This is a genomic window from Nocardiopsis suaedae, assembly GCF_027706745.1.
Lineage (GTDB): Bacteria > Actinomycetota > Actinomycetes > Streptosporangiales > Streptosporangiaceae > Nocardiopsis_A > Nocardiopsis_A suaedae.
Window position 1 is genome coordinate 1 of the sequence record NZ_JAQFWP010000091.1, and the last position, 21,967, is coordinate 21,967.

Annotated in this window: 15 protein-coding genes and 1 tRNA gene; 11 read left to right on the forward strand and 5 right to left on the reverse strand. The window is 74.3% G+C overall.

Annotation, left to right across the window (positions count from 1 at the left end; translation table 11 throughout):
* Positions 1–51 precede the first annotated feature (51 nt).
* Complete coding sequence (gene mfd / locus O4U47_RS28905) at positions 52–3,624, reverse strand: transcription-repair coupling factor (protein ID WP_270681155.1); 3,573 nt, start codon at positions 3,622–3,624, stop codon at positions 52–54.
* 334 nt (positions 3,625–3,958) lie between these two features.
* On the opposite strand from mfd, the gene cysC reads away from it, so the two are divergent.
* Positions 3,959–5,473 (forward strand): adenylyl-sulfate kinase, encoded by a 1,515-nt coding sequence (cysC, locus tag O4U47_RS28910; protein ID WP_270681156.1) that lies wholly within the window; start codon positions 3,959–3,961, stop codon positions 5,471–5,473.
* Between the two features lie 9 nt (positions 5,474–5,482).
* On the forward strand, positions 5,483–6,232 hold the full coding sequence (gene mazG / locus O4U47_RS28915) for a nucleoside triphosphate pyrophosphohydrolase (RefSeq protein WP_270681157.1): 750 nt from the start codon (positions 5,483–5,485) through the stop codon (positions 6,230–6,232).
* On the opposite strand, the gene O4U47_RS28920 is transcribed toward mazG, so the two are convergent.
* On the reverse strand, positions 6,198–7,661 hold the full coding sequence (locus O4U47_RS28920) for an FtsW/RodA/SpoVE family cell cycle protein (protein ID WP_408639046.1): 1,464 nt from the start codon (positions 7,659–7,661) through the stop codon (positions 6,198–6,200). The two genes, mazG and O4U47_RS28920, sit on opposite strands and share 35 nt — an antisense overlap.
* Positions 7,662–7,782: 121 nt before the next feature.
* Positions 7,783–9,000, reverse strand: coding sequence for an FAD-dependent monooxygenase (locus O4U47_RS28925; protein WP_270681158.1), 1,218 nt, complete (start codon positions 8,998–9,000; stop codon positions 7,783–7,785).
* 258 nt (positions 9,001–9,258) lie between these two features.
* Between O4U47_RS28925 and O4U47_RS28930 the strand changes: the two genes are divergently transcribed.
* Positions 9,259–9,828 (forward strand): TetR/AcrR family transcriptional regulator, encoded by a 570-nt coding sequence (locus tag O4U47_RS28930; protein ID WP_270681159.1) that lies wholly within the window; start codon positions 9,259–9,261, stop codon positions 9,826–9,828.
* Between the two features lie 70 nt (positions 9,829–9,898).
* On the opposite strand, the gene O4U47_RS28935 is transcribed toward O4U47_RS28930, so the two are convergent.
* Positions 9,899–10,807, reverse strand: a complete 909-nt coding sequence (locus tag O4U47_RS28935; RefSeq protein WP_270681160.1) for a sulfite exporter TauE/SafE family protein — start codon at positions 10,805–10,807, stop codon at positions 9,899–9,901.
* A gap of 240 nt (positions 10,808–11,047) precedes the next feature.
* Here O4U47_RS28935 and eno point away from each other — a divergent pair, with 240 nt between their 5' ends.
* The 6 genes from eno (at position 11,048) to O4U47_RS28965 (ending at position 16,875) form a co-directional block, all read left to right on the forward strand.
* The gene (gene eno / locus O4U47_RS28940; RefSeq protein WP_270681161.1) at positions 11,048–12,331 is read left to right on the forward strand and encodes a phosphopyruvate hydratase; all 1,284 of its coding nucleotides are present in this window, start codon (positions 11,048–11,050) and stop codon (positions 12,329–12,331) included.
* Between the two features lie 11 nt (positions 12,332–12,342).
* Entirely contained in the window at positions 12,343–13,191 is an 849-nt protein-coding gene (locus O4U47_RS28945; protein WP_270681162.1) for an FtsB family cell division protein, read from the forward strand.
* Between the two features lie 91 nt (positions 13,192–13,282).
* Complete coding sequence (locus O4U47_RS28950; RefSeq protein WP_270681163.1) at positions 13,283–13,888, forward strand: DUF501 domain-containing protein; 606 nt, start codon at positions 13,283–13,285, stop codon at positions 13,886–13,888.
* On the forward strand, positions 13,885–14,937 hold the full coding sequence (locus O4U47_RS28955) for a Ppx/GppA phosphatase family protein (RefSeq protein ID WP_270681164.1): 1,053 nt from the start codon (positions 13,885–13,887) through the stop codon (positions 14,935–14,937). The genes O4U47_RS28950 and O4U47_RS28955 overlap by 4 nt, the downstream gene beginning before the upstream one ends.
* Positions 14,938–15,280: 343 nt before the next feature.
* Positions 15,281–16,663, forward strand: coding sequence for an NAD(P)/FAD-dependent oxidoreductase (locus tag O4U47_RS28960; RefSeq protein ID WP_270681165.1), 1,383 nt, complete (start codon positions 15,281–15,283; stop codon positions 16,661–16,663).
* Positions 16,664–16,801: 138 nt separating this feature from the next.
* A tRNA-Leu gene (locus O4U47_RS28965) sits at positions 16,802–16,875 on the forward strand.
* A gap of 77 nt (positions 16,876–16,952) precedes the next feature.
* Here O4U47_RS28965 and O4U47_RS28970 read toward each other — a convergent pair.
* Positions 16,953–18,722, reverse strand: a complete 1,770-nt coding sequence (locus O4U47_RS28970) for a PucR family transcriptional regulator (RefSeq protein ID WP_270681166.1) — start codon at positions 18,720–18,722, stop codon at positions 16,953–16,955.
* A 134-nt stretch (positions 18,723–18,856) separates the two neighbouring features.
* On the opposite strand from O4U47_RS28970, the gene pruA reads away from it, so the two are divergent.
* Together pruA and O4U47_RS28980 are read left to right on the forward strand one after the other, a co-directional pair.
* Positions 18,857–20,482, forward strand: coding sequence for an L-glutamate gamma-semialdehyde dehydrogenase (gene pruA / locus O4U47_RS28975; protein WP_270681167.1), 1,626 nt, complete (start codon positions 18,857–18,859; stop codon positions 20,480–20,482).
* 134 nt (positions 20,483–20,616) lie between these two features.
* The gene (locus O4U47_RS28980) at positions 20,617–21,543 is read left to right on the forward strand and encodes a proline dehydrogenase family protein (protein ID WP_270681168.1); all 927 of its coding nucleotides are present in this window, start codon (positions 20,617–20,619) and stop codon (positions 21,541–21,543) included.
* Positions 21,544–21,967 lie beyond the last annotated feature (424 nt).

Genomic DNA, 21,967 nt, shown 5'->3' on the forward strand with positions numbered 1-21,967 from the left:
GGCCCCCTTCGGCGTTCCGGAGGCACCGGCCCGGCGGGGCCGGCCGCCCGGTCAGCCGGCCGGCTCCTTCGCGGCGGCCGGCTGGAACAGGGCCGTGACCAGCTCCGCGCACCACTCCAGCAGCTCCAGGTCCCGCAGCGGGCGGCCGCCCAGCCCGCCGGACTTGGGCACCGGGACCAGCAGGGTGTCCGTGGCCTCCTTGAACACCGCCTTGGGGTACAGGCGGCGCATCCGCAGCATCTGCGACTCGCGCATCCGCGCGGGCGCGAACCGGATCTGGGACCCCTGCAGCACCACGTCGGTCAGCCCCGCCGACTTGGCCAGCACCCGGAACCGCGCCACCTGCAGCAGGTTCTCCACCGGCTCCGGCGGCGCGCCGTACCGGTCCACCAGCTCCTCGCGGGCGGCGGCGATGTCCTCCTCGCCCGCGACCCCCGCGATCCGCTTGTAGGCCTGCAGCCGCAGCCGCTCGCCCGGGATGTAGTCGTGCGGGATGTGCGCGTTGACCGGCAGCTCGACCTTGGTCTCGACCTCCTCGGCCGCCCCGTCGCCGCGCAGCTCGCGGACGGCCTCGCCCACCATGCGCACGTACAGGTCGAAGCCGACCCCGGCGATGCTGCCGGACTGCTCGGCCCCCAGGATGTTCCCGGCCCCGCGGATCTCCAGGTCCTTCATGGCCACGTACATCCCGGCGCCGGTCTCGGTGTGCTGGGCGACCGTGGACAGCCGCTCGTAGGCCGTCTCGGTCAGCGGGCGCTCCGGCGGGTACAGGAAGTAGGCGTAGGCCCGCTCCCGGCCCCGGCCCACCCGGCCGCGCAGCTGGTGCAGCTGGGACAGCCCGTAGGTGTCGGCCCGGTCCACGATCAGCGTGTTGGCGTTGGGCACGTCCAGGCCCGACTCGACGATGGTGGTCGACACCAGCACGTCGAAGTTCTTCTCCCAGAAGTCCACCATGACGCGTTCGAGCTGCTGCTCGTTCATCTGCCCGTGCGCGTAGGCCACCCGCGCCTCGGGCACCAGGCGGCTCAGCGTCGCCGCCACCTTCTCGATCGAGGCCACCCGGTTGTGCACGAAGAACACCTGCCCCTCGCGCATCAGCTCGCGCCGGATCGCCGCGGCGATCTGCTTCTCCTCGTAGGGGCCGACGAAGGTGAGCACCGGGTGGCGCTCCTCCGGCGGGGTGAGGATGGTGGTCATCTCCCGGATGCCGGTCAACCCCATCTCCAGGGTGCGCGGGATCGGGGTGGCCGACATGGCCAGCACGTCCACCTGGGTGCGCAGCTTCTTCAGCGCCTCCTTGTGCTCGACCCCGAAGCGCTGCTCCTCGTCGATGACCACCAGCCCCAGGTTCTTGAACCGGGTCTCGCTGGACAGCAGCCGGTGGGTGCCGATGACGATGTCGATCTCGCCGGTGCGCAGCCCCTCCCGGGCGGCCTCCACCTCGGCCTCGGTCTGGAACCGCGACAGCGGGCGCACCGTCACCGGGAACGAGGCGTACCGCTCGCTGAAGGTCGACAGGTGCTGCTGCACCAGCAGCGTGGTGGGCACCAGCAGCGCCACCTGCTTGCCGTCCTGCACCGCCTTGAACGCGGCGCGCACCGCCACCTCGGTCTTGCCGTAGCCCACGTCGCCGCAGATCAGCCGGTCCATCGGGACCGACTTCTCCATGTCCTGCTTGACCTCCTCGATCGCGGCGAGCTGGTCGGGGGTCTCGGCGTAGGGGAAGGCGTCCTCCAGCTCGCGCTGCCAGGGGGTGTCCGCGCCGAACGCGTGGCCGGGCGAGGCCTGGCGCGCCGAGTACAGCCGGATCAGGTCCCCGGCGATCTCCCGGACGACCTTGCGCGCCTTGCTCTTGGTCTTGGCCCAGTCGGACCCGCCCATCTTGGACAGGGTGGGCGCCTCCCCGCCGACGTAGCGGGTGACCTCCTCCAGCTGGTCGGTGGGGACGAACAGGCGGTCGCCGGGCTGCCCGCGCTTGGACGGCGCGTACTCGATGACCAGGTAGTCCCGGGTGGCGCCCTGGATGTTGCGGCTGACCATCTCGATGTAGCGGCCCACGCCGTGCTGCTCGTGCACGACGTAGTCGCCGGACTTGAGCTGCAGCGGGTCCACCGCGCCGCGGCGGCGGCTGGGCATCTTGCGCATGTCCCGGGTGGAGGCGCGCTGCCCGGCCAGGTCGGTCTCGGTGAGCACCACCGTCCGCACCGACCGCCAGACGAACCCCTGCTGCAGCAGCCCGGTGGCGACGGTGGCCAGCGCGGGCTCCGGGGGCTCGGGCAGGTCGGCGCTCAGGCGGGTGCCCAGGCCGGCGCCGCGCAGCATGTCCGCCAGCCGCTCGGCCGGGCCGTGCCCCTGGGTGACCATGACGACCCGCCAGCCGTCGTGCAGCCACCCCTTCACGTCGGCCAGGGCGCGCTCGGTGTCGCCCCGGTAGGCGTCGGCGTCGGAGGCGCCGAGCGTCAGCGTGGTCTGCGCCTCGTCCTCGTCGCCGGACTCGAACGGCGACAGCGTCCACCAGGGCTGTCCCAGCTCGGCGGCCTGCGCGCGCACGTCGGAGATGGACATGTAGGCCGAGGCGCCCAGGTCGATGGGGGCCTCCCCGCCGGAGGCGGCGTTGATCCACGACGCCTGCAGGAACTCCTGGCTGGTGGCCTCCAGCTCCAGCGCGCGGGTGCGGATGCGCTCGGGGTCGCACGCCATGATCTGCGCGCCCGCGGGGAGGTAGTCGAGCAGCGGGTGCATCCGCTCGGCCAGCACCGGGGCGAAGGCCTCCATGCCCTCCACGGACACGCCCTCGGCGAGCTTGTCGAGCACGTCGGCGAGCTGGGGGTGCTCGGCGGCCAGCGCCGCGGCGCGCTCGCGCACCTCGGGGGTGAGCAGCAGCTCCCGGCACGGCGGCGCGAACAGGCCCTCCGCGGCCCGGCCGTCGGTGCCCTCGGGCAGCGACCGCTGGTCGGCCACCTGGAAGTAGCGGACCTCCTCCACCTGGTCGCCCCAGAACTCCAGGCGCAGCGGGTGCTCCTCGGTGGGCGGGAACACGTCCACGATGCCGCCGCGCACCGCCACGTCGCCGCGCTTCTCCACCAGGTCCACCCGCGCGTACCCGGCGTCGACCAGCCCGGTGACCACCTCTTCCAGGTCCACCTCGTCGCCGGGGCGCACCCGCACCGGCACCAGCTCGCCGAGCCCGGCCACCAGCGGCTGCAGCACGCTGCGCACCGGCGCCACGACCACCTTCAGCGGCGCCGCCAGCGGGTCGGACGGGTCGGGGTGGGCCAGCCGGCGCAGCACCGCAAGGCGCTGGCCGACCGTGTCGGAGCGGGGGGAGAGCCGTTCGTGCGGCAGGGTCTCCCAGGCCGGGAACAGCGCCACGGACTCGGGCGGCAGCAGCGAGCCCAGCGCCTCGGACAGGTCGGAGGCCTCGCGCTCGGTCGCGGTCACCGCCAGCACCGGGCGCCCGGCCCCGGCGGGGGCGTCCGCGGCCAGCGCGCCGACCAGGAAGGGGCGCAGCGAGCCGGGCGCGACCAGGTCCAGGCCGGGACCGGCGCCGGTGCGGGCGGTCTCGACGGCCTGGGTGAGCGCCGGGTCGTCGGCGACGGTGGCGAGAAGTCCAGAGAGGCTCATGGCACCAATCAGGGGCGTGTGACGACAGGTCCGGTCGCGCTGGCGGGCGCGCGGCGCTCCGCGCGGGTGCGGTGGAGGCCGGGCGGCCGTTCCGGTCCGCGGCCGCGGGGCGCCGTCGGGCGATTCAGCGGGCTCCCCCGTGCCAAGACTACTGCCGCCCTGGGACGGAGGAGGGCGGCCCGCGGGGTCCCGCCGGGGCGGGCGCGGCGCGGTCCGCACATGCCGGTCAACACCGCGGCGGCCCCCTGTGTTCCCGGCCCGGGACCGGCGCCCCCTACGCTGTCCAGCGACGGGACACCCAGGCGCCTCCGGGCGCGGGCGAGCGGAGGTCGCAGTGCACACGGGCACCGAGAACGGGAACGGGGCGCCGGTCCACACGCCGGACCCAACGGCCCTCGCCCACTTGGAGCTGATCCTGAGCGGGGCATACCCCCTCCCCGGGTTCATGGGCGAGGCCGAGGCGCGGGCCGCGGCCGGAGGCGCCCTGCCGGACGGCACCCCGTGGCCGATCCCGGTCACCCTGCCGGTTCCGGCCGAGCTGTCCGGCGCGGAGCGGGTGGTCCTGGCCGACCCGGAGGGGGCGCCGCTGGCCGAGCTCCAGGTGCAGGGGGCGTGGGAGGCCGGGCCCGACGCGCCCGACGGGCTGGGGCCGGGCCACCGGCTGGCCGGGGAGGTACGCCTGGCGGGGCCGCCCGCCTACGGGGCCCTGCGCCACCTGCGGCTGGCCCCCGCCGAGCTGAGGGCCCGCCGTGAGGCCCAGGGGGCCTCCGGCCCGCTGCTGGCGGTGGTGGCCCGCGGGCCGCTGCACCACCGGGCGCTGGCCCGCATCCGCGCCGCCGCGGACCGGATCGGCGACGGCGCCCCGGCCGAGGTGCTGCTCCTGGTGGACGTCCCGCTGGAGTCCCAGGGGCAGGCCCCTGCGGTGCTGGCCGCCGAGCCGCTGCTGCCGCCGCGCACCTGGACCGCGGCGCTGACGCTTCCGCCCGGCGCCGACGGCGGCCGGGTGGCGCCCTACATCGCCCGCGCCTTCGGCGCCACCCACCTGCTGGGCGACGGCGGCGAGGGGGAGGACGCCTCCCCGCTTCCGGTGGTCGACCCGGGGCCGTGGCGCTACGACACCGCCAAGGGGGCGTGGCGCCCCGCCGCCGAGGTCGCGGAGGGCGACGCCGCCGACGAGCCCTCCGCCGACGAGGTGGAGGAGATGCTCGCGCGGGGCCGCACCCTGCCCGCGTGGTCCACCCCCGCGCGGGTGGCGGCCGAGCTGGCGCGGCTGCGCCCGGCCCGCACCCGCCGCGGGCTGACCGTGCTGTTCACCGGCCTGTCCGGGTCGGGCAAGTCGACCGTCGCGCGCGCGGTCGCCGAGGGAATCCGCCGTTCCGGCAGGACGTTGACGCTGCTGGACGGGGACGTGGTGCGGCGCATGCTCTCCAAGGGCCTCACGTTCTCGCGGGAGGACCGCGACATGAACGTGCGCCGGATCGGATACGTCGCCTCCGAGATCACCCGCCACGGCGGCGTGGCCGTGTGCGCCCCGATCGCGCCGTACGCCGCCACCCGGGCCGAGGTGCGCTCCATGGTCGAGGAGAACGGCGACTTCTTCCTCGTCCACGTGGCCACCCCGCTGGAGGAGTGCGAGCGGCGGGACCGCAAGGGCCTGTACGCCAAGGCCAGAGCAGGCGAGATCCCGGCGTTCACCGGGATCTCCGACCCCTATGAGGAGCCCGCCGACGCCGACCTGGTGCTGGACACGACCGGCCAGGACCCCGCCGACTCGGCGGCCGAGGTGCTCACGGCGCTGCGCGCCGGGGGCTGGCTGCCGGGCGCCCCGGACGGCGCCGGGCGCGACTGAGAGGAGCACATGGGCACCGAGTCCCCCGAAACCGGTTCCGGCGCGGCCCCCGGGCCGGGCGCGGCCCCGGGCCACCGGGTGCAGGCGCTGGTCGCGACCATGGACGAGCTGCGGCGGCGCTGCCCCTGGGACGCCGAGCAGACCCACGAGTCGCTGGCCAAGTACCTCATCGAGGAGGCCTACGAGACGCTGGAGACCATCGAGCGCGGCGAGTACGCCACCCTCCGCGAGGAGCTGGGCGACGTGCTGCTGCAGGTGGTCTTCCACGCCCGCATCGCCGAGGAGCGCGGCGCCGACGGCTTCACGGTGGACGACGTCGCCGACGGCATCGTCGACAAGCTGGTCCGCCGCCACCCGCACGTGTTCGCGGGCACCCCGGTCGACGGCGCGGAGGAGGTGCGCGGCAACTGGGAGCGCATCAAGGCCGCCGAACGGGCCGACAAGGGCGAGCGGGACGCCTCGGTGCTGGAGGGCGTGCCCTTCGCCCAGCCGGCCGCGCTGCTCGCCTACGAGCTGCAGAAGCGGGCGGTGCGCAACGGGCTGCCCGAGGACCTGGTGGACGCGGGGGAGGGGCCCGGCGGGGAGCTGTTCACCGCCGTGGACGCCGACCGCCGCTCCGGGGGCGATCCGGAGATGGACCTGCGCACCGCCGCCCGGCGCTTCGACGCCCGGGTCCGCGCGGCCGAGGCGCGCGCCCGCGCCGACGGGCGCGACCCGCGCGCGCTCACCGACGGGGAGTGGCGTCGGTACTGGCGCTGACGCCGTGCGCGCGTCCGGGCAGCGCGATCAGCTCGGTGGCCTCCTGCTCCGGTCCGGACCCCGGGTCGGGCGGGGGCCGCCGGCAGGCGTCGCTCACCCGCAGCCAGAGCCCGATCACCAGCCAGCTCGACACCAGCGACGAGCCGCCCGCGGCCAGGAAGGGCGTGGTCATCCCGGTGAGCGGGATGAGCCGGGTGACGCCGCCGGCCACCACGAACACCTGGAACGCGAAGAGCATCGCGAACCCGGTCACCAGCAGTTTGGTGAACACCTCGCGCGCCTCCAGCGCGGTCCGCGCCGCCCGTTCGACCAGCAGGGCCAGCAGCACCAGGATCGCCATCAGCCCGGTCAGGCCGAGCTTCTCGCCGATGCTCACCAGGATCAGGTCGCTGTCGGCGGCGAAGATCTCCCCGGCCCGCCCGGCGCCGAACCCGGTGCCGGTGAGCCCGCCGTCGGCCAGCGCGTACAGCCCCTGCACGAGCTGGAAGCTGCCGCCCACCGGGGCGTTGTAGACGTCCGGGTCGAAGGCGTTGAGCCAGATGTCGACCCGCTGGCGCACGTGCGGGAAGAGCCGCCAGGCGGCGACCGCCCCGGCGGCGAACATCACCAGCCCGATGCCCACCCAGGACTTGCGCCCGGTGGCGGCGTAGAGCATGGCCAGGAAGACCAGGTAGAGCAGGAGCGAGGTGCCCAGGTCCTTGGTGCCCACCAGCACCAGGATCGCGAACCCCCAGGCCACGGTCATGGGGCCCAGATGGCGCATGCGCGGCACGCTGAAGACCTTGACGCCGCGGACCGTGATGTGCCGCCCGGCCGCCGCCAGCACCTCGCGCTTCTGCCCCAGGTAGGCGGCGAGGAACACGATCAGCGGCAGCTTGGCGAACTCCGAGGGCTGCACGGTGTACCCGGACACCGCCACCCAGCGCCGCGCCCCGTACAGCTCGATGCCCAGGCCGGGCACCATCGGAAGCAGCAGCAGGACCAGCCCGCCGACCGCCAGTAGGTAGGGGTAGCGCTGCAGCCGCCGGGGGCGGGACACCGCCAGCAGCACCGCCAGGCACCCGGCCGTCCCGATGACCGCCCACATGAGCTGGCGCCAGGCCTCGGCGTGGCCTTCGCCCCCGTCGGGGCCGCCCAGCGCCCAGATCATGGTCAGCCCCGTCCCGGTGAGCACGGTGGCCAGCGGCAGCAGCAGCGGGTCGGCGTAGGGGGCCAGGAAGCGCACGCCCAGGTGCGCGGTGAGGGCCGCGGCCCCGAACAGGGCGGCGTACAGCGGCAGGCGTCCGGGCACCGCGCCGCCGGTCTGCCACCCGGCGGTGCACATTCCCAGCAGGAAGACGCCGAAGGCGGCGGCGAGCAGCCATGCCTCGGTGCGGCGCGGCCTCCGTGCCGCCGCTCCCGATCCGGCCGCTGCTCCGGGTCTGGCCATTCCGCCTCGCTGGGGTCCGGACTCTCGTACTTCCGGCGAGGGGAGCCGGACGCTATCGAACTATAGGCAGGCGGTCCTGGTGTTCCCTGCAGGCGCGGCCGAAAACGGGAGGATCGGGGCCTCAGCGGCCCGAAGCGGCGGAGGGGGCGGCCAGCGGGTAGTCCTTCAGTCCGATGGCGTTCGCGGCCTTGCGGACGCCTCCGCTGAGCCGGTTCAGGGCGGGCAGGTGCGGCCCGAAGCGCACCGCGGCGTCGCGCAGGAGGATCTGCAGGTGGTCGCGGGGGACCAGGAACGGCATGCCGTTGGTCGCGATCGCCTGGTTGCGCCGTACGAAGCCGCGCATGGCCCGCTCGTAGGCGGGGAAGGCGCGGCGGTGGTCGCCCCCGGCGGCGGCCAGCTCCCCGGCGAGCACGTAGGCCCCGACCAGCGCCAGGCTCGACCCCTGTCCGGACAGCGGGGAGGGGCAGTGGGCGGCGTCGCCGAGCAGCACCGTGCGCCCCTGCGACCAGCGGTCCGTGCGCACTTGGGAGATGGAGTCGAAGTACAGGTCCGGGGCGCCGTCGAGGGCCTCCAGGATCTCCGGGGCCTTCCAGCCCATGCCGGAGTAGCGGGCGCGCAGGTACCGGCGGCGGGAGGCGCCGTCGCGCAGGCGTGAGGCGGCCTCGGTGCGGGACCGGAAGCCCAGGAACGCCTGCGCCGGGCCGGCGGGGTCCCCGGCGTACAGGCCGATGGTGCGGCCGGGGTCGCTGTGCAGGACGGCGCGGTGGTCCAGGCCGAACCGGTTGGGCAGGTCGAAGATGGACACGTGCGCGTTGAGGAAGCGCAGGTGGCGCTCCTCAGGGCCGAAGACCAGGCGGCGCACCTCGGAGTGCAGGCCGTCCGCGGCCACCAGCAGGTCGAAGTCGCGCGGCGCGGACTCGGCGAAGGACACCCGGACGCGGTCGCCGTCGTCGTCGACGGCGGTGACGGTGTCCCCGAAGAGGTAGTCGACCCCGTCCTGCGCGGCGTCGAAGACGGTCCGGCTCAGGGCGGTGCGGCGGATCTCCAGGTCGTCCGGGGAGGAGGAGGTCAGCTCGCTTCCGGCGGCGGCGCGGGTGCGCCCGCGGGCGTCGACCAGGTCCAGGCCGGCCAGGTTGTCGGAGGCGGCGCGGAACGCGTCGGCCAGGCCCATTCGCTCGGCCACGGTCAGGGCGGCGCCGCGCACGTCGACCGCCCAGCCGCCGGTGCGCAGCCGCGGGGCGCGCTCGACGACGGTGGGGTGCACGCCCAGGCCGCGGAGCCAGAACGCGAGGGCGGGGCCGGCGATGCCGGCTCCGGAGATGCAGACGGTGCGTGCCATGACGCATTCCTTTCGCATCGGGGCCGCACACCGCGGCCCGGTACCGCCGACGCTACCCACGAAACTAGCCGGGCGACAAGTAACTTACCGGTCGACAAGTTACTTTCCGTCCGGCAGGCGGCTAAGATCACGGTCGAGGACGGCGCTCACCTCTCGTCGATCTCGGGAGAAGGGCCCCTGAAACCGCGCCGGCAGGGGCGCTCTTCCCGAGATCGACGAAGGGTTCGCGCAGGCGAGGGGAACAAGGGAGGGGCGCGCGTGCCCAGACGGCGGACCGACACCCGGGCCGAGATCCGCGAGACGGCGCTGGAGCTGTTCGCGAAGAAGGGCTACACCGCGACCAGCCTGCGGGAGATCGCCGAAGGGCTGGGCATCACCAAGGCGGCGCTCTACTACCACTTCCGCTCCAAGCAGGACCTGCTGGCCGACATGGTCCGGCCCATGCTCGACGACGGGGAGCGGACCGTCCGGGAGCTGGAGGAGGAGCCGGACGCCACCGCGCGGCGTGCCCTGGAGGCCTTCTACGACATGGGGCGCCGCCACGGCACGCTGTTCCGGGCGGTCGTGGCCGACACCGCGGCCCTGGGCGACCTGGGCGACGTGGTCCCCCGGCTCTTCGACTGGCGGGAGCGCCTGCTCCGTCTGATCTTCGGGAGCGACCCCACGCCCCGCCAGCGCGCGCTCGCGGTCCTGGCCATCGGCGGCCTGCAGGACGCGGCCATCATGGCCGCGGACGACGGCGGGGGCGGTCTGACCGGTGACGGCGGCGACCTGCGCTCCGTCGTCGTCGAAGGCGCCCTCCGCGCCCTCGACCTCCCGGCCTCCTGACCGCCTCCCTCGCGTTGACCTCGGGGGAACGGCCCCTGAAACCGCGCCGGTAGGGGCGCTCTTCCCGAGGTCACCGGGAGGGGGCGGGCTCCTCCTCGGGTGCTCCGGCCGCCCGGCGCTCGGCGAAGTGCAGCCGCCAGCAGTGCGCGACCGCCGCCGCCCAGGCCAGCAGGATCCCCGCGTACAGCGCGTAGGTGGGCACCGGCGGCAGCTGCGCCCAGCCGGCGCCGAGCACCACGCGGGTGTTGGTGAGGACGATGAGCCCGCCGACCATGGCCCCCAGCGGCCGCGCGGGCACCGAGCGGGCCAGCCAGGCGGCCACGGGCGCGGCCAGCAGCCCGCCCAGCAGCATGACCCCCACCCACGCGAAGTCGATCCCGCTCAGGCCCAGGCCGACCGCGAAGCCGAGGCTGCCCGCCACGACCACGGCGAACTCGCCCACGCTGATCGACCCGATCACCTTGCGCGGCTCCAGGCGGCCGGTGGCCAGCAGCGCGGTCGTGCCGACCGGCCCCCAGCCCCCGCCGCCGGTGGAGTTCATGAACCCGGCCACCAGCCCGAGCGGCGCCAGGAAGACGGTGCTCAGCGGGCGCGCACCGGTGGGGCGCGGCAGGTCCCGCAGGGTGAAGCGGAGCAGCAGGTACAGCCCCAGCGCGAGCAGGATGGTGGACATCAGCGGGCCCGCGGCGTCGGTGGACAGGCGGCTGAGCAGCAGCGCCCCGGTGAACGCGCCGACGGCTCCGGGAGCGGCGATGCGCAGCACCACGTGCCGGTCGACGTTGCCGAACCGCCAGTGCGCGAACCCGGAGGCGAGCTGCGAGCCCACCTGGGAGAGGTTGACGGTGGCCGAGGCGACGGCGGGGCTGGTGCCGACCATCAGCAGCAGGGTGGTGGAGGTGACGCCGTAGCCCATGCCCAGGCTGCCGTTGATGAACTGGGCGGCCAGTCCGACGAGCCCGAGGAGGATCAAGGTCTGCATCGCGCGCCTTCGGTGACGGTGTCGGGGGCGGGGCCGCCGCGGAACGCCGCAGCCTCTTTCTCCTACTTAGTTAGTGGGAATAGTAGGCACGGGGGGCCGGGCGGGGCAAGGGGCGACACGCCGGGCACCGAACACGCCCCAGGTGGCGCCGGGGGTTTCCGGACCGCCCCCGCGCCCGGGGCGCGCGCGGGTCGCTAGGCTCGGAGGCGGTCCGCCAGTGAACGAATAAGGAGGACGACGGTGTCGTCGATCGAGGCAGTACAGGCGCGAGAGATCCTTGACTCCCGCGGCAATCCGACGGTCGAGGTCGAGGTCCTCCTCGACGACGGGACGACCGCCCGCGCCGCGGTGCCCAGCGGCGCCTCCACCGGGCAGTTCGAGGCGGTGGAGCTGCGCGACGGGGGCGAGCGCTACGGCGGCAAGGGCGTGGACAAGGCGGTCACGGCCGTCAACGACGAGGTGGCCGACGAGCTGCTCGGGTTCGCCCCCGAGGAGCAGCGGCTGATCGACCGGGCGCTGATCGACCTGGACGGCACCCCCAACAAGGCCCGCATCGGGGCCAACGCGATCCTCGGCTCCTCGCTGGCGGTCGCGCACGCCGCCGCCGAGGCCGCGGGCCTGCCGCTCTTCCGCTACCTGGGCGGCCCCAACGCGCACGTGCTGCCGGTGCCGATGATGAACATCCTCAACGGCGGCGCGCACGCCGACACCAACGTCGACATCCAGGAGTTCATGATCGCGCCGGTCGGCGCGGCGAGCTTCCGCGAGGCCGTGCGCTGGGGCACCGAGGTCTACCACGCCCTGAAGTCGGTGCTCAAGGAGCACGGCCTGGGCACCGGGGTGGGCGACGAGGGCGGCTTCGCCCCGAACCTGGACAGCAACCGCGCCGCCCTCGACCTGATCGTCGAGGCGATCGGCAAGGCGGGTTACACCCCCGGCAGCGACATCGCCCTGGCCCTGGACGTGGCCGCCTCCGAGTTCTTCGAGGACGGCGTCTACCGCTTCGAGGGCACCGAGCGCAGCGCCGAGGACATGGCCGCCTACTACGCCGAGCTGGTCGAGGCCTACCCGCTGGTGTCCATCGAGGACCCGCTGGACGAGGACGACTGGAAGGGCTGGGCGACCCTGACCGCCTCGCTGGGCACCAAGGTGCAGCTCGTCGGCGACGACCTGTTCGTCACCAACCCCGAGCGGCTGCAGCGCGGCATCACCGACGGCGCCGCGAACTCGCTGCTGGTCAAGGTCAACCAGATCGGCACGCTGACCGAGACCCTGGACGCGGTCGCCCTGGCCCAGCGCAGCGGCTACACCGCGATGATCTCGCACCGCTCCGGCGAGACCGAGGACACCACCATCGCCGACATCGCGGTGGCCACCAACGCCGGCCAGATCAAGACCGGCGCCCCGGCCCGCAGCGAGCGGGTGGCCAAGTACAACCAGCTGCTGCGCATCGAGGAGGAGCTGGACGAGGCCGCGATCTACGCGGGCGCGTCGGCCTTCCCGCGCTTCAAGGCCCAGGGCTAGGCTGCCTCCCCATGCCCAAGGAGCCGGAGAAGCCGAAGCGGCCGTCCTCTGCGCGCGGCGGAGGGCCGCGGCGCGCGGGGGACGGCCCGGGGCCCCGTTCCGCCGGGGGCGCACGCGCCCGTGGCGGTCCGACGACGGGGCCCCGGGCCTCCGGTGCCCGCGGACGGTCGGCCGACGAACCGGGCCGCCCGTCCGCGGGCGGGACCCCGGCCAAGGACGGGGCCGGGAAGGACGGGGGGAAGAAGGGGGACGCGAAGAAGGCGTCCGCGAAGAGCGCCCCGGCAGGGGGCACCGCCACGGGTGCGGCCAAGGGGGCCAAGGGCGCTAAGGCGGCCAACGGGTCCAAGGGCGCCGGCGCGGCCGGCGGCACGTCCGTGGGAACGGCCTCGGGCAAGACTTCGGGCAAGGGGCCGGGGAACAAGGCCTTCGGGGCGGGCGGGCGCCGCGGGCTGCGCCCCGCGCTCACCAGCCGCGCCGCCATCCTGGCCCTGGTGGTGTGCGCCATCGCACTGAGCCTGGCCTACCCGCTGCGCGAGTACGTCGCCCAGCGCTCCGAGATCGCCCAGCTCCGGGACGAGCTCGCCGAGCGCAAGGAGGGCGTCGAGGAGCTCCAAGAGCGCAGGGAGCAGCTCAGGGACCCCGACCACATCGAGCGGGAGGCCCGGACCCGGCTGCACTACCAGTACCCCGGTGAGCAGGCCTATGTCGTGGTCTCCGGCGACGACCCCGAGCACGGGGAGCAGGGCGCCGAGGGCCCCGAGGCCCCCTGGTTCACCAAGCTGTGGAAGTCGGTGCAGGCCGCCGACGACCCGGCGGCGGGCCGGGAGCGGATCCCCGAAGCGCAGCCGCCGGGCCGCTGAACGCAGCGGCCGCGCTTCCCGCGGCGCCCGCCGCCGTCCCGCAGGTCCGCGGCACGGTCCGCACCCGCGCACCGGCTAACCTGAGACCGCCATGACTTCCGCAGACCACACCACCGGCGGCCCCGCCGCGCCCGAGCACGCCTCCCCCGGGGCCGACCCCGGCGTCCCCCCGGAGGACGTGCGAGCCGTCGAGCGCCAGCTGGGCCGCGCCCCGCGGGGGCTGCGCGCCGTCGCCCACCGGTGCCCGTGCGGGCTCCCCGACGTGGTGCGCACCGCGCCCCGGCTGGAGGACGGCTCGCCCTTCCCCACGCTGTACTACCTGACCTGCCCGCGCGCGAACTCGGCGATCGGCTCCCTGGAGGGCGGCGGCGCGATGCGGCGGATGCAGGAGCGCCTGGGCGAGGAGCCCGGGCTGAGCGAGGCCTACCGCGCGGCGCACGAGGCCTACGTCGCCGCGCGCGACGCCCAGGCCGCCGCCGACGGCCTGGAGCCGCTGCCGCGCGGGATGCAGAGCGCCGGGGGCATGCCCGAGCGCGTCAAGTGCCTGCACGCCCTGGCCGCCCACGAGCTGGCCGAGCCGGGGAGCAACCCCATCGGCCGGGAGGCGCTGGACGCCCTCCCGGACTGGTGGGAGAAGGGGCCGTGCGTGTGCGCCGGCCCGGACAGCGAGGACACCTCTGGGGGAGGCCGACCGTGACCACCGTGGCCGCCATCGACTGCGGGACCAACTCCATCCGCCTGCTCATCAGCGACGTCGCCGTGCACGACGGCGACGAGGTCGGCCTGCTCGACCTGGAGCGCCGGATGGAGATCGTGCGCCTGGGGCAGGGCGTGGACCGCACCGGCGCCTTCGCCCCCGAGGCCCTGGAGCGCACCTTCGAGGCGCTGCGCTCCTACGCCAAGCTGATGCGCGAGCACGGCGTGCCGTTCGACGCCGGGCACGTGCGCATGGTCGCCACCAGCGCCACCCGGGACGCCTCCAACCGGGAGGAGTTCATCTCCGGGGTGCGGGAGATCATCGGCGTCGAGCCGGAGGTGATCAGCGGCGACGAGGAGGCCGAGCTGTCCTTCGTCGGCGCCACCGCCGAGCTGGAGGCCGAGGGGGACGGGGGCGGGCACCCCCGTCCCTACCTGGTCGTCGACATCGGCGGCGGCTCCACCGAGTTCGTCCTGGGGTACCCGGAGGACGCGGGGGAGGCCGACGGCGTGGTGCAGGCGGCGCGGTCGGTCGACATCGGCTGCGTGCGGATGACCGAGCGCCACCTGTCCGCCGACCCGCCCACCGCCGAGCAGGTGGCCGCCGCCACCGCGGACGTCGACGCGGCCCTGGACGAGGCGGCCCAGACGGTGCCGATCGGGGAGGCGGCGACCGTGGTGTGCGTGGCCGGGACCGCGACCACCGTGGCCGGGATCGCCCTGGACCTGCCCGAGTACGACTCCGAGCGGATCCACCTGACCCGGGTCACCGCCGAGCGGACCGGGGAGATCGCGCGCGAGCTGCTGTCCATGCCGCACGAGCGCCGCGCCGGGCTGGGCGTGATGCACCCGGGGCGGGTGGACGTGATCGGCGCGGGCGCGCTGATCCTGGACCGGGTGCTGGCGCGCACCGGGGCCGAGGCCTTCTACGCGGGCGAGCACGACATCCTCGACGGCATCGTGTGGGGCCTGTGCCTGGGCGTCTCCGACGCCGCCGAGGACACGGCCGAGGACACCGCCGAGGAGGACACCGGGGCCGCCGGGGAGTGACCGGCGTCCCCGCGGGGTGAGGGGACGGTCGCACCGGGTCGGCGGGTGAGCCGCATCACCCGCTTGACCTGTGTGAAAGCCGTAACACCCGGTCTGACCAGGGCGGACAGGCCTCACATCGGCTTTATGATGGTCTAAACCTTTCATGATCGGCGCTTTCCTGTCGGGAACCGCTTGTGAAAGAATGCACAAGCAGGCGGCGAGGAGGGCGAGCTCCACGCCGAAGCAACGAACGCGAACCTTCCGGTCGGAACCACGACGGGGATATGCCAGTCAACGAAGACTTACCGATCTTCACTCCCCTGGTCAGGGGCGGGGAACGGGACTTTAGGGCGGATATGCGATGACCGAGAGCAGGAACTACCGGCTGGTCCACGGCGGCGGCGATGAGGCGGAGATCCCGCACATCCTCATCGTCGGCGGCGGTTACCTGGGCATGTACACCGCGCTGCGGCTGGAGAAGAAGCTCGGTGCGGGCGAGGCCCGCATCACGGTGGTCGACCCCAACTCCTACATGACCTACCAGCCCTTCCTCCCCGAGGCCGCGGCGGGCAGCATCAACCCGCGCAACGTGGTGGTGCCGCTGCGCAAGGTCTTCAAGCGGACGAAGGTGCTCACCGGCCACGTGGTCAGCATCGACCACGCCGGGCGCACGGTCGGCTTCGAGCCCGAGGTCGGCGAGCCCCGGGAGATCTCCTACGACCACCTCGTCATGGCGGCCGGGGCGGTCTCGCGCACCCTGCCCATCCCCGGCCTGGCCGAGTGGGGCATCGGCATCAAGACCGTCGAAGAGGCGGCCTACCTGCGCAACCACGTGCTGGAGCAGCTCAACATCGCCGACTCCACCGAGGACGAGGCGGTCCGCCGCAAGGCGCTCAACTTCGTGTTCGTCGGCGGCGGGTTCGCCGGCGCCGAGGCCATCGCCGAGCTGGAGGACCTGGCCCGGGACGCCACCCGGATCTACCCCTCGATCAGCGTCGACGACCTGCGCTTCTACCTCATCGAGGCGGCCGACAAGATCCTGCCCGAGGTCGGGCCCGACGTCGGCACCAAGGCGCTCAACCAGCTCAAGCGCCGCGGCGTGGACGTGCGGCTGCAGACCTTCCTGGAGTCGGCCGAGAACCAGGTCATCAAGCTCAGCGACGGCGCCGAGTTCGAGGCCGGGACCCTGGTGTGGACCGCGGGCGTCAAGCCCAACCCGGTGGTCTCGGCGAGCGACCTGCCGCTCGGCCCCAAGGGGCACGTGGACACCAGCGAGTACCTGACCGTCAACGGCGTGGAGGGCGCCTTCGCGGGCGGCGACAACGCCCAGGTGCCCGACGGCAAGGGCGGCTTCTACCCGCCGAACGCCCAGAACGCGGTCCGCCAGGCCCCGGTGCTGGCCGGCAACGTCATCGCGGCGGTGCGCGGCACGAAGATGACCGCCTACCGGCACGACAACCTGGGCGCGGTGGCCGGGCTCGGCCTGCACAAGGGCGCGGCCCAGCTCTTCGGCAAGGTCAAGCTCAACGGGCGGATGGCCTGGTACGCGCACCGCGCCTACCACCTGTTCGCGGTGCCGACCTTCAACCGCAAGATGCGGGTGCTGGCCGACTGGACGCTCGGCCTGTTCCTGCGCCGCGACTACGCGGCCCTGCCCGAGATGGGCGAGCCGCGCCAGGCCTTCGAGGAGGCCGCCCAGCCGCAGCCGGTCGAGAACGGCCGCCTGCTGCGCCGGGTGAGCTGACCCGGCCCCGACGACGGCGCGCCCGCACGGGCGCGGCCCGCGCCCCGCCCAGCGGCGGGGCGCGGGCCGTTTTCGGCCGTCCGGGTACGGAAGCGGTGGGAATCCTGCGGAATCGGCCGCCACTTGTATGATGGTCGCGCCCTCGTAGCCCAATGGAAGAGGCAGGCCCCCTAAAAGGGTCACAAGTGTCGGTTCGAGTCCGACCGGGGGCACTCGCCTCGATCCCCGATGATCCCGGGGGGAACGACGCCGCCGGCGCGGTTCACGCGTCGCCGTCCCCGAGACCGGCTCACCGCTCGCGCTCCATGAGGAGCTGCAGGTGGGTGAAGAGGCGCTGGTCCGGCTCGCTCAGGTCGATGCCGCTGACCGACTCGGCGCGGCGCACCCGGTACCGCAGCGTGTTCGGGTGGATGTGCAGGTGCTCGGCGGCCGCCCGCACGTCGCCGAAGGCCTCCAGGTAGGCCAGCAGCGAGCGGACCAGGTCCGAGTCGCTCTGCGCGTCGTGCCGCAGCAGCGCCTCCACCCGCGGGTCGCGTAGGCCCGGGGTGGCGCGCAGGTGCGCCAGGGTCTCGCCGACCAGCACCCGCGCCCGCACGTCCCCGATGGTGGCCACGTCCGCCTCCAGGTCGCGCCCCATGGCGTCGAGCACCCGGTCGGCCTCCTGCCGGGACTGGGCGATGTCGTCGGGCGACTCCACCGGGGAGCCCACCGCCGCCTGCACCCCCGACCCGATCAGGCCGCGCGCGGCCTCCACCGTCTTGCGGGCCAGCGCCAGCACCGAGGCCTCGGCGGCGGCCGCCGGGGAGCGCAGGTCGGGCACCAGCACGTAGATCCGCCCGCCGAGCACGGTCACCAGGGCGTTCTTGCGGTAGGCGGCGGTGTGCACCGCGATCAGGTCGGCCATCCGGCGCCGCTGCAGCTCCAGGCCCGAGCGGTTGCGATCGGCCGCCCGGCCGCGCCCGCCCGCGCCCAGCGAGAACGCCGCCACCAGCGCGGGCCGCTCCGCGGAGACCTCGACCGAGTCCGCCAGCGCGGCCGCCTCGATCCGGCCCTCCAACAGCCCCGCCAGCAGGTCCTCGCGCAGCCGCAGCCCCGCCGTCACCTCGGTGCGGTGGCGCAGCATGTGCAGGGCGGTGATGCGGGCCGCGCCGAGCAGCGCCTCCTCGGCGCCCTCGGCGAAGGGCGCCGCGCCCTTCTGTACCCAGATGGTGCCCAGCGGCTGGTCCCCGGCGTGCACCCCCACCGCCATGCGCGGGCGGATGCCCAGCTCGGGGTGTTCGGCGATGTGCACCACCTCGTGCCCGGCGCGCAGCCGGGAGAACACCCCCCACTCGCGCAGCAGCGCCAGGTACTGCTCGGGGCCCTGGCGGCCGAGCACCGACAGCCGCCGCAGCTCGTCGACCTCCTCGCCGCTGGAGTAGGCCAGCACCCGGCTGGCGGAGTCCTCGATCGCCACCAGGCCGCCGGTGAGCGAGGCGATCGTCTGCGCCAGGGAGAACAGGTCCCCGGCCGACTCGCCCAGGTCGGTCTCGCCGGTGAGCCGGGCGTCGTCGACCACGCTGCGGCACAGCGCCTGGAGCTGGTCCCAGCGCACGTCCGGGCGGACCGCCAGCAGGGCCACCCCGGCGTCGCGGGCGGCGCTGCGCAGCAGGCCGACCTCGTCGCCGGACGGGCGGGCCGGGGCGGGCGCGCCCCAGCCCTGCGGGGGCGGGTAGCTGGGCTCCTCGGCCTGGGCCCGGGCGGCGGCGTTCACCTTCACCGCGACGGCGGCGGCGCCGCGCTGGGCGGCGGCGCGCACCAGCTGCCGGGCGGCCGCGCCGCGGGCGCCGATGAGCAGGACGAGGTCGCCGGTGAACGCGTCCACCTCGTCCTCGGGGTCGGCGATGACGACATTGTCCACCTGCACATCCAGCCCGGCGGGGGCGGCGAGCACGTCGACCAGCGGGTCGCCGACCGCCAGCAGGAGCTGGCGGAGGGGGACACCAGGGTTTTCTCCGGCTTCGTCGGGGTTGCGTGGCGTATGGGGCTGCTGTGGTGTTCCGGGGTCGCTGAAGTCCATGGCCCTATCAGTTTGTCGTATCGACCAAGTGTCCTCGACAAAAAGTGGCCGCGTCCACAACGCCGCGCCCTGTCGGGTTCGCTTACGTTTGACCGGTTCGATGGAGTGACGACGCTGTCCCGACGGAGGTGCCCATGGACGCGGTGACGAACGTCCCCGTGCCGGCGAACGAGCCCGTGCTGACCTACGCCCCCGGCAGCCCGGAGCGGGCCGAGCTGGAGACGAAACTGGCCGAGCTCGGCAAAGAGCCGGTCGAGCTGCCGATGACCATCGACGGCGAGCGCCGCATGGGCGGGGGGACCCGCATCGACGCGGTCCAGCCGCACCGCCACGCCGCCGTCCTGGGCACCATGGGCAACGCCACCCACGACGACGCCCGCGCCGCCGTCGCCGCCGCCAAGGGCGCCGCGCAGCAGTGGCGGGACATGCCCTTCGACGAGCGCGCCGCGGTCATCCTCCGCGCCGCCGACCTGCTCGCGGGCCCCTGGCGCCAGACGCTCAACGCCGCCACCATGCTCGGCCAGTCCAAGACCGCGATCCAGGCCGAGATCGACGCCGCCTGCGAGCTGATCGACTTCTGGCGGTTCAACGTCGCCTACGCCCGCCAGCTCATGGAGCAGCAGCCCTACAGCCCGGCCGGGCAGTGGAACCGCATGGAGCAGCGGCCGCTGGAGGGCTTCGTCTACGCCATCACGCCCTTCAACTTCACCGCCATCGCGGGCAACCTGCCCACCGCCCCGGCGCTGATGGGCAACACCGTCGTGTGGAAGCCCTCGCCCACCCAGCAGTTCGCCGCCGACCTGACGATGCGGCTGCTGGAGGAGGCGGGCATGCCCCCCGGCGTCATCAACATGGTCACCGGCGACGGCCTGGCCGTCTCCGACGTCGCCCTGGCCGACCCGGAGCTGGCCGGGATCCACTTCACCGGCTCCACCGCCACCTTCCAGCACCTGTGGAGGTCGGTCGGCGAGAACATCGCGAACTACCGGTCCTACCCGCGCATCGTCGGCGAGACCGGCGGCAAGGACTTCATCGTCGCCCACTCCTCGGCGAACCCGGACACCGTCCGCACCGCCATCGTCCGCGGCGCCTTCGAGTTCCAGGGCCAGAAGTGCTCGGCCGCCTCGCGCGCCTTCGTGGCCCGCTCGGTCTGGGAGCGCATGCGCGACGACCTGATCGCCGAGACCGAGGCCCTGACCATGGGCGACGTCACCGACCTGAGCAACTTCATGGGCGCGGTCATCGACCGCCGCTCCTTCGACCGCCTGTCGGCGGTGCTGGAGCGGGTCAAGGGCGACCCCACGCTGACCGTGCTGGCCGGGGGCACCGCCGACGACTCCGAGGGCTACTTCGTGCGCCCGACCGTCATCGAGGGCACCGACCCCTCCAACGACGTCTTCCGCACCGAGTACTTCGGCCCGGTCGTGGCCGTGCACGTCTACGAGGACGGCGACTTCGACCGTATCCTGGAGGTCGTCGACAAGGGCTCGGACTACGCCCTGACCGGCGCCGTCATCGCCGACGACCGCGCCGCCGTGCAGAAGGCCCAGCACGCCCTGCGGTTCACCGCAGGCAACTTCTACATCAACGACAAGCCGACCGGCTCGGTCGTGGGCCAGCAGCCCTTCGGCGGCGCCCGCGCCTCCGGGACCAACGACAAGGCCGGCTCCGCGCAGAACCTGGCCCGCTGGGCCAGCCCGCGCTCCATCAAGGAGACCTTCGTTCCGCCGAAGACCTCCGCCCACCCGCACCAGGGCTGATCGGCCCGGGATCACCCCCCGGCCCCGGGCGGCGGCGCCCGGGGCGGTCAACATCGGTCCCGCGGTGCCGTCCGGGCCGGACCCCCGCACGGGGCCCGGCCCGGGCGGCCCTCGGAGGAAACGCGAGGTCATCCATGCTTCGTACGCCACTGCTGGCGGCGGCACGCTCCACCGCGTGCCGACGGCTCGTCGAACGGACCCCCGTGACCCGGGGGCTGGTGGACCGGTTCGTCGCCGGGTCCACCCAGGAGCAGGCGCTCCCCAAGGTCGCCGAGCTCACCAGGGACCGCTACGTCACCCTCGACCACCTGGGCGAGGACACCACCGACGCCGCGCAGGCGCAGGCCACCGTCGGGGCCTACACCCGGCTGCTGGGGGCCCTGGCCGAGCACGGCCTGGCCGAGCGGGCCGAGGTGTCGGTGAAGCTCTCGGCGGTCGGCCAGTTCCTCCCGGCCGACGGCGAGAAGATCGCCCTGGAGAACGCGCGGGACATCTGCCGCGCGGCCGAGGCCGCGGGCACCACGGTCACCCTGGACATGGAGGACCACACCACCGTGGACTCCACCCTGTCCATCCTTCGCGACCTGCGGGTGGACTTCCCCTGGGTGGGCGCGGTCCTGCAGGCGTACCTGCACCGCACCGAGGCCGACTGCCGCGACCTGAGCGGCGCGGGGTCCCGGGTCCGCATCTGCAAGGGCGCCTACGACGAGCCCGCCTCGGTCGCCTACAAGGACAAGGCCGAGGTCGACAAGGCGTACGTACGCTGCCTGAAGATCCTCATGGCGGGGGAGGGCTACCCGATGGTGGCCTCGCACGACCCGCGCATGGTGGCGATCGCCCAGAAGCTCGCCGCCACCGCGGGGCGCTCCGACGAGGAGTACGAGCACCAGATGCTCTACGGCATCCGCGACAACGAGCAGGTCCGCCTGGCCGCCGAGGGCAAGCGCATGCGCGTGTACGTCCCCTACGGCGACGAGTGGTACGGCTACTTCATGCGCCGCCTGGCCGAGCGCCCGGCGAACATGGTGTTCTTCGCCCGCTCCCTGATCACCCGCGGCTGACCCCGCGGGAGCCCCCGGCCCCGCCCCGCGGCCGATCCCGCGGAGTCGAACCGGGCGGCACCCCCTAGCACCGACCGGCCCCGAGGCCTGCGAAAAGCAGCCCGGGGCCGTCGGCGTCCGGAGGGGACGTGCCCACCGATCCGCCGGGTCGGTGGGTGAGGGGCGAGCAGCGACACCGAAGCCCGTCGCTCCTGCCTGCGGCGTTGTCGGCCGCCGGGCGTGTGCGTGGTCGGGGTGTGCGGCAGCGACGGCACGAGCGGGGCGGTTCCCCGGTCCTGCCTGCCGGGCGCCGGGTCCCTCGCGGTGCGGGTGGGGCGGCTCGACTGATCCCCCGCTGACGGACCCGCCCAGGCGCCGGGCCACCGGGGCGCCCTCCCCGCGTTGATCTCGACAAACGTGCTGCCAAAACCGCCGGAATGACAGC

Bases quoted from the DNA above. Each gene is read 5' to 3' on its own strand.
- mfd (WP_270681155.1), bottom strand. From the start codon at position 3,624: ATGAGCCTCTCTGGACTTCTCGCCACCGTCGCCGACGACCCGGCGCTC.
- mazG (WP_270681157.1), top strand. From the start codon at position 5,483: ATGGGCACCGAGTCCCCCGAAACCGGTTCCGGCGCGGCCCCCGGGCCG.
- O4U47_RS28920 (WP_408639046.1), bottom strand. From the start codon at position 7,661: ATGGCCAGACCCGGAGCAGCGGCCGGATCGGGAGCGGCGGCACGGAGG.
- O4U47_RS28925 (WP_270681158.1), bottom strand. From the start codon at position 9,000: ATGGCACGCACCGTCTGCATCTCCGGAGCCGGCATCGCCGGCCCCGCC.
- O4U47_RS28935 (WP_270681160.1), bottom strand. From the start codon at position 10,807: ATGCAGACCTTGATCCTCCTCGGGCTCGTCGGACTGGCCGCCCAGTTC.
- O4U47_RS28945 (WP_270681162.1), top strand. From the start codon at position 12,343: ATGCCCAAGGAGCCGGAGAAGCCGAAGCGGCCGTCCTCTGCGCGCGGC.
- O4U47_RS28950 (WP_270681163.1), top strand. From the start codon at position 13,283: ATGACTTCCGCAGACCACACCACCGGCGGCCCCGCCGCGCCCGAGCAC.
- O4U47_RS28960 (WP_270681165.1), top strand. From the start codon at position 15,281: ATGACCGAGAGCAGGAACTACCGGCTGGTCCACGGCGGCGGCGATGAG.
- O4U47_RS28970 (WP_270681166.1), bottom strand. From the start codon at position 18,722: ATGGACTTCAGCGACCCCGGAACACCACAGCAGCCCCATACGCCACGC.
- pruA (WP_270681167.1), top strand. From the start codon at position 18,857: ATGGACGCGGTGACGAACGTCCCCGTGCCGGCGAACGAGCCCGTGCTG.
- O4U47_RS28980 (WP_270681168.1), top strand. From the start codon at position 20,617: ATGCTTCGTACGCCACTGCTGGCGGCGGCACGCTCCACCGCGTGCCGA.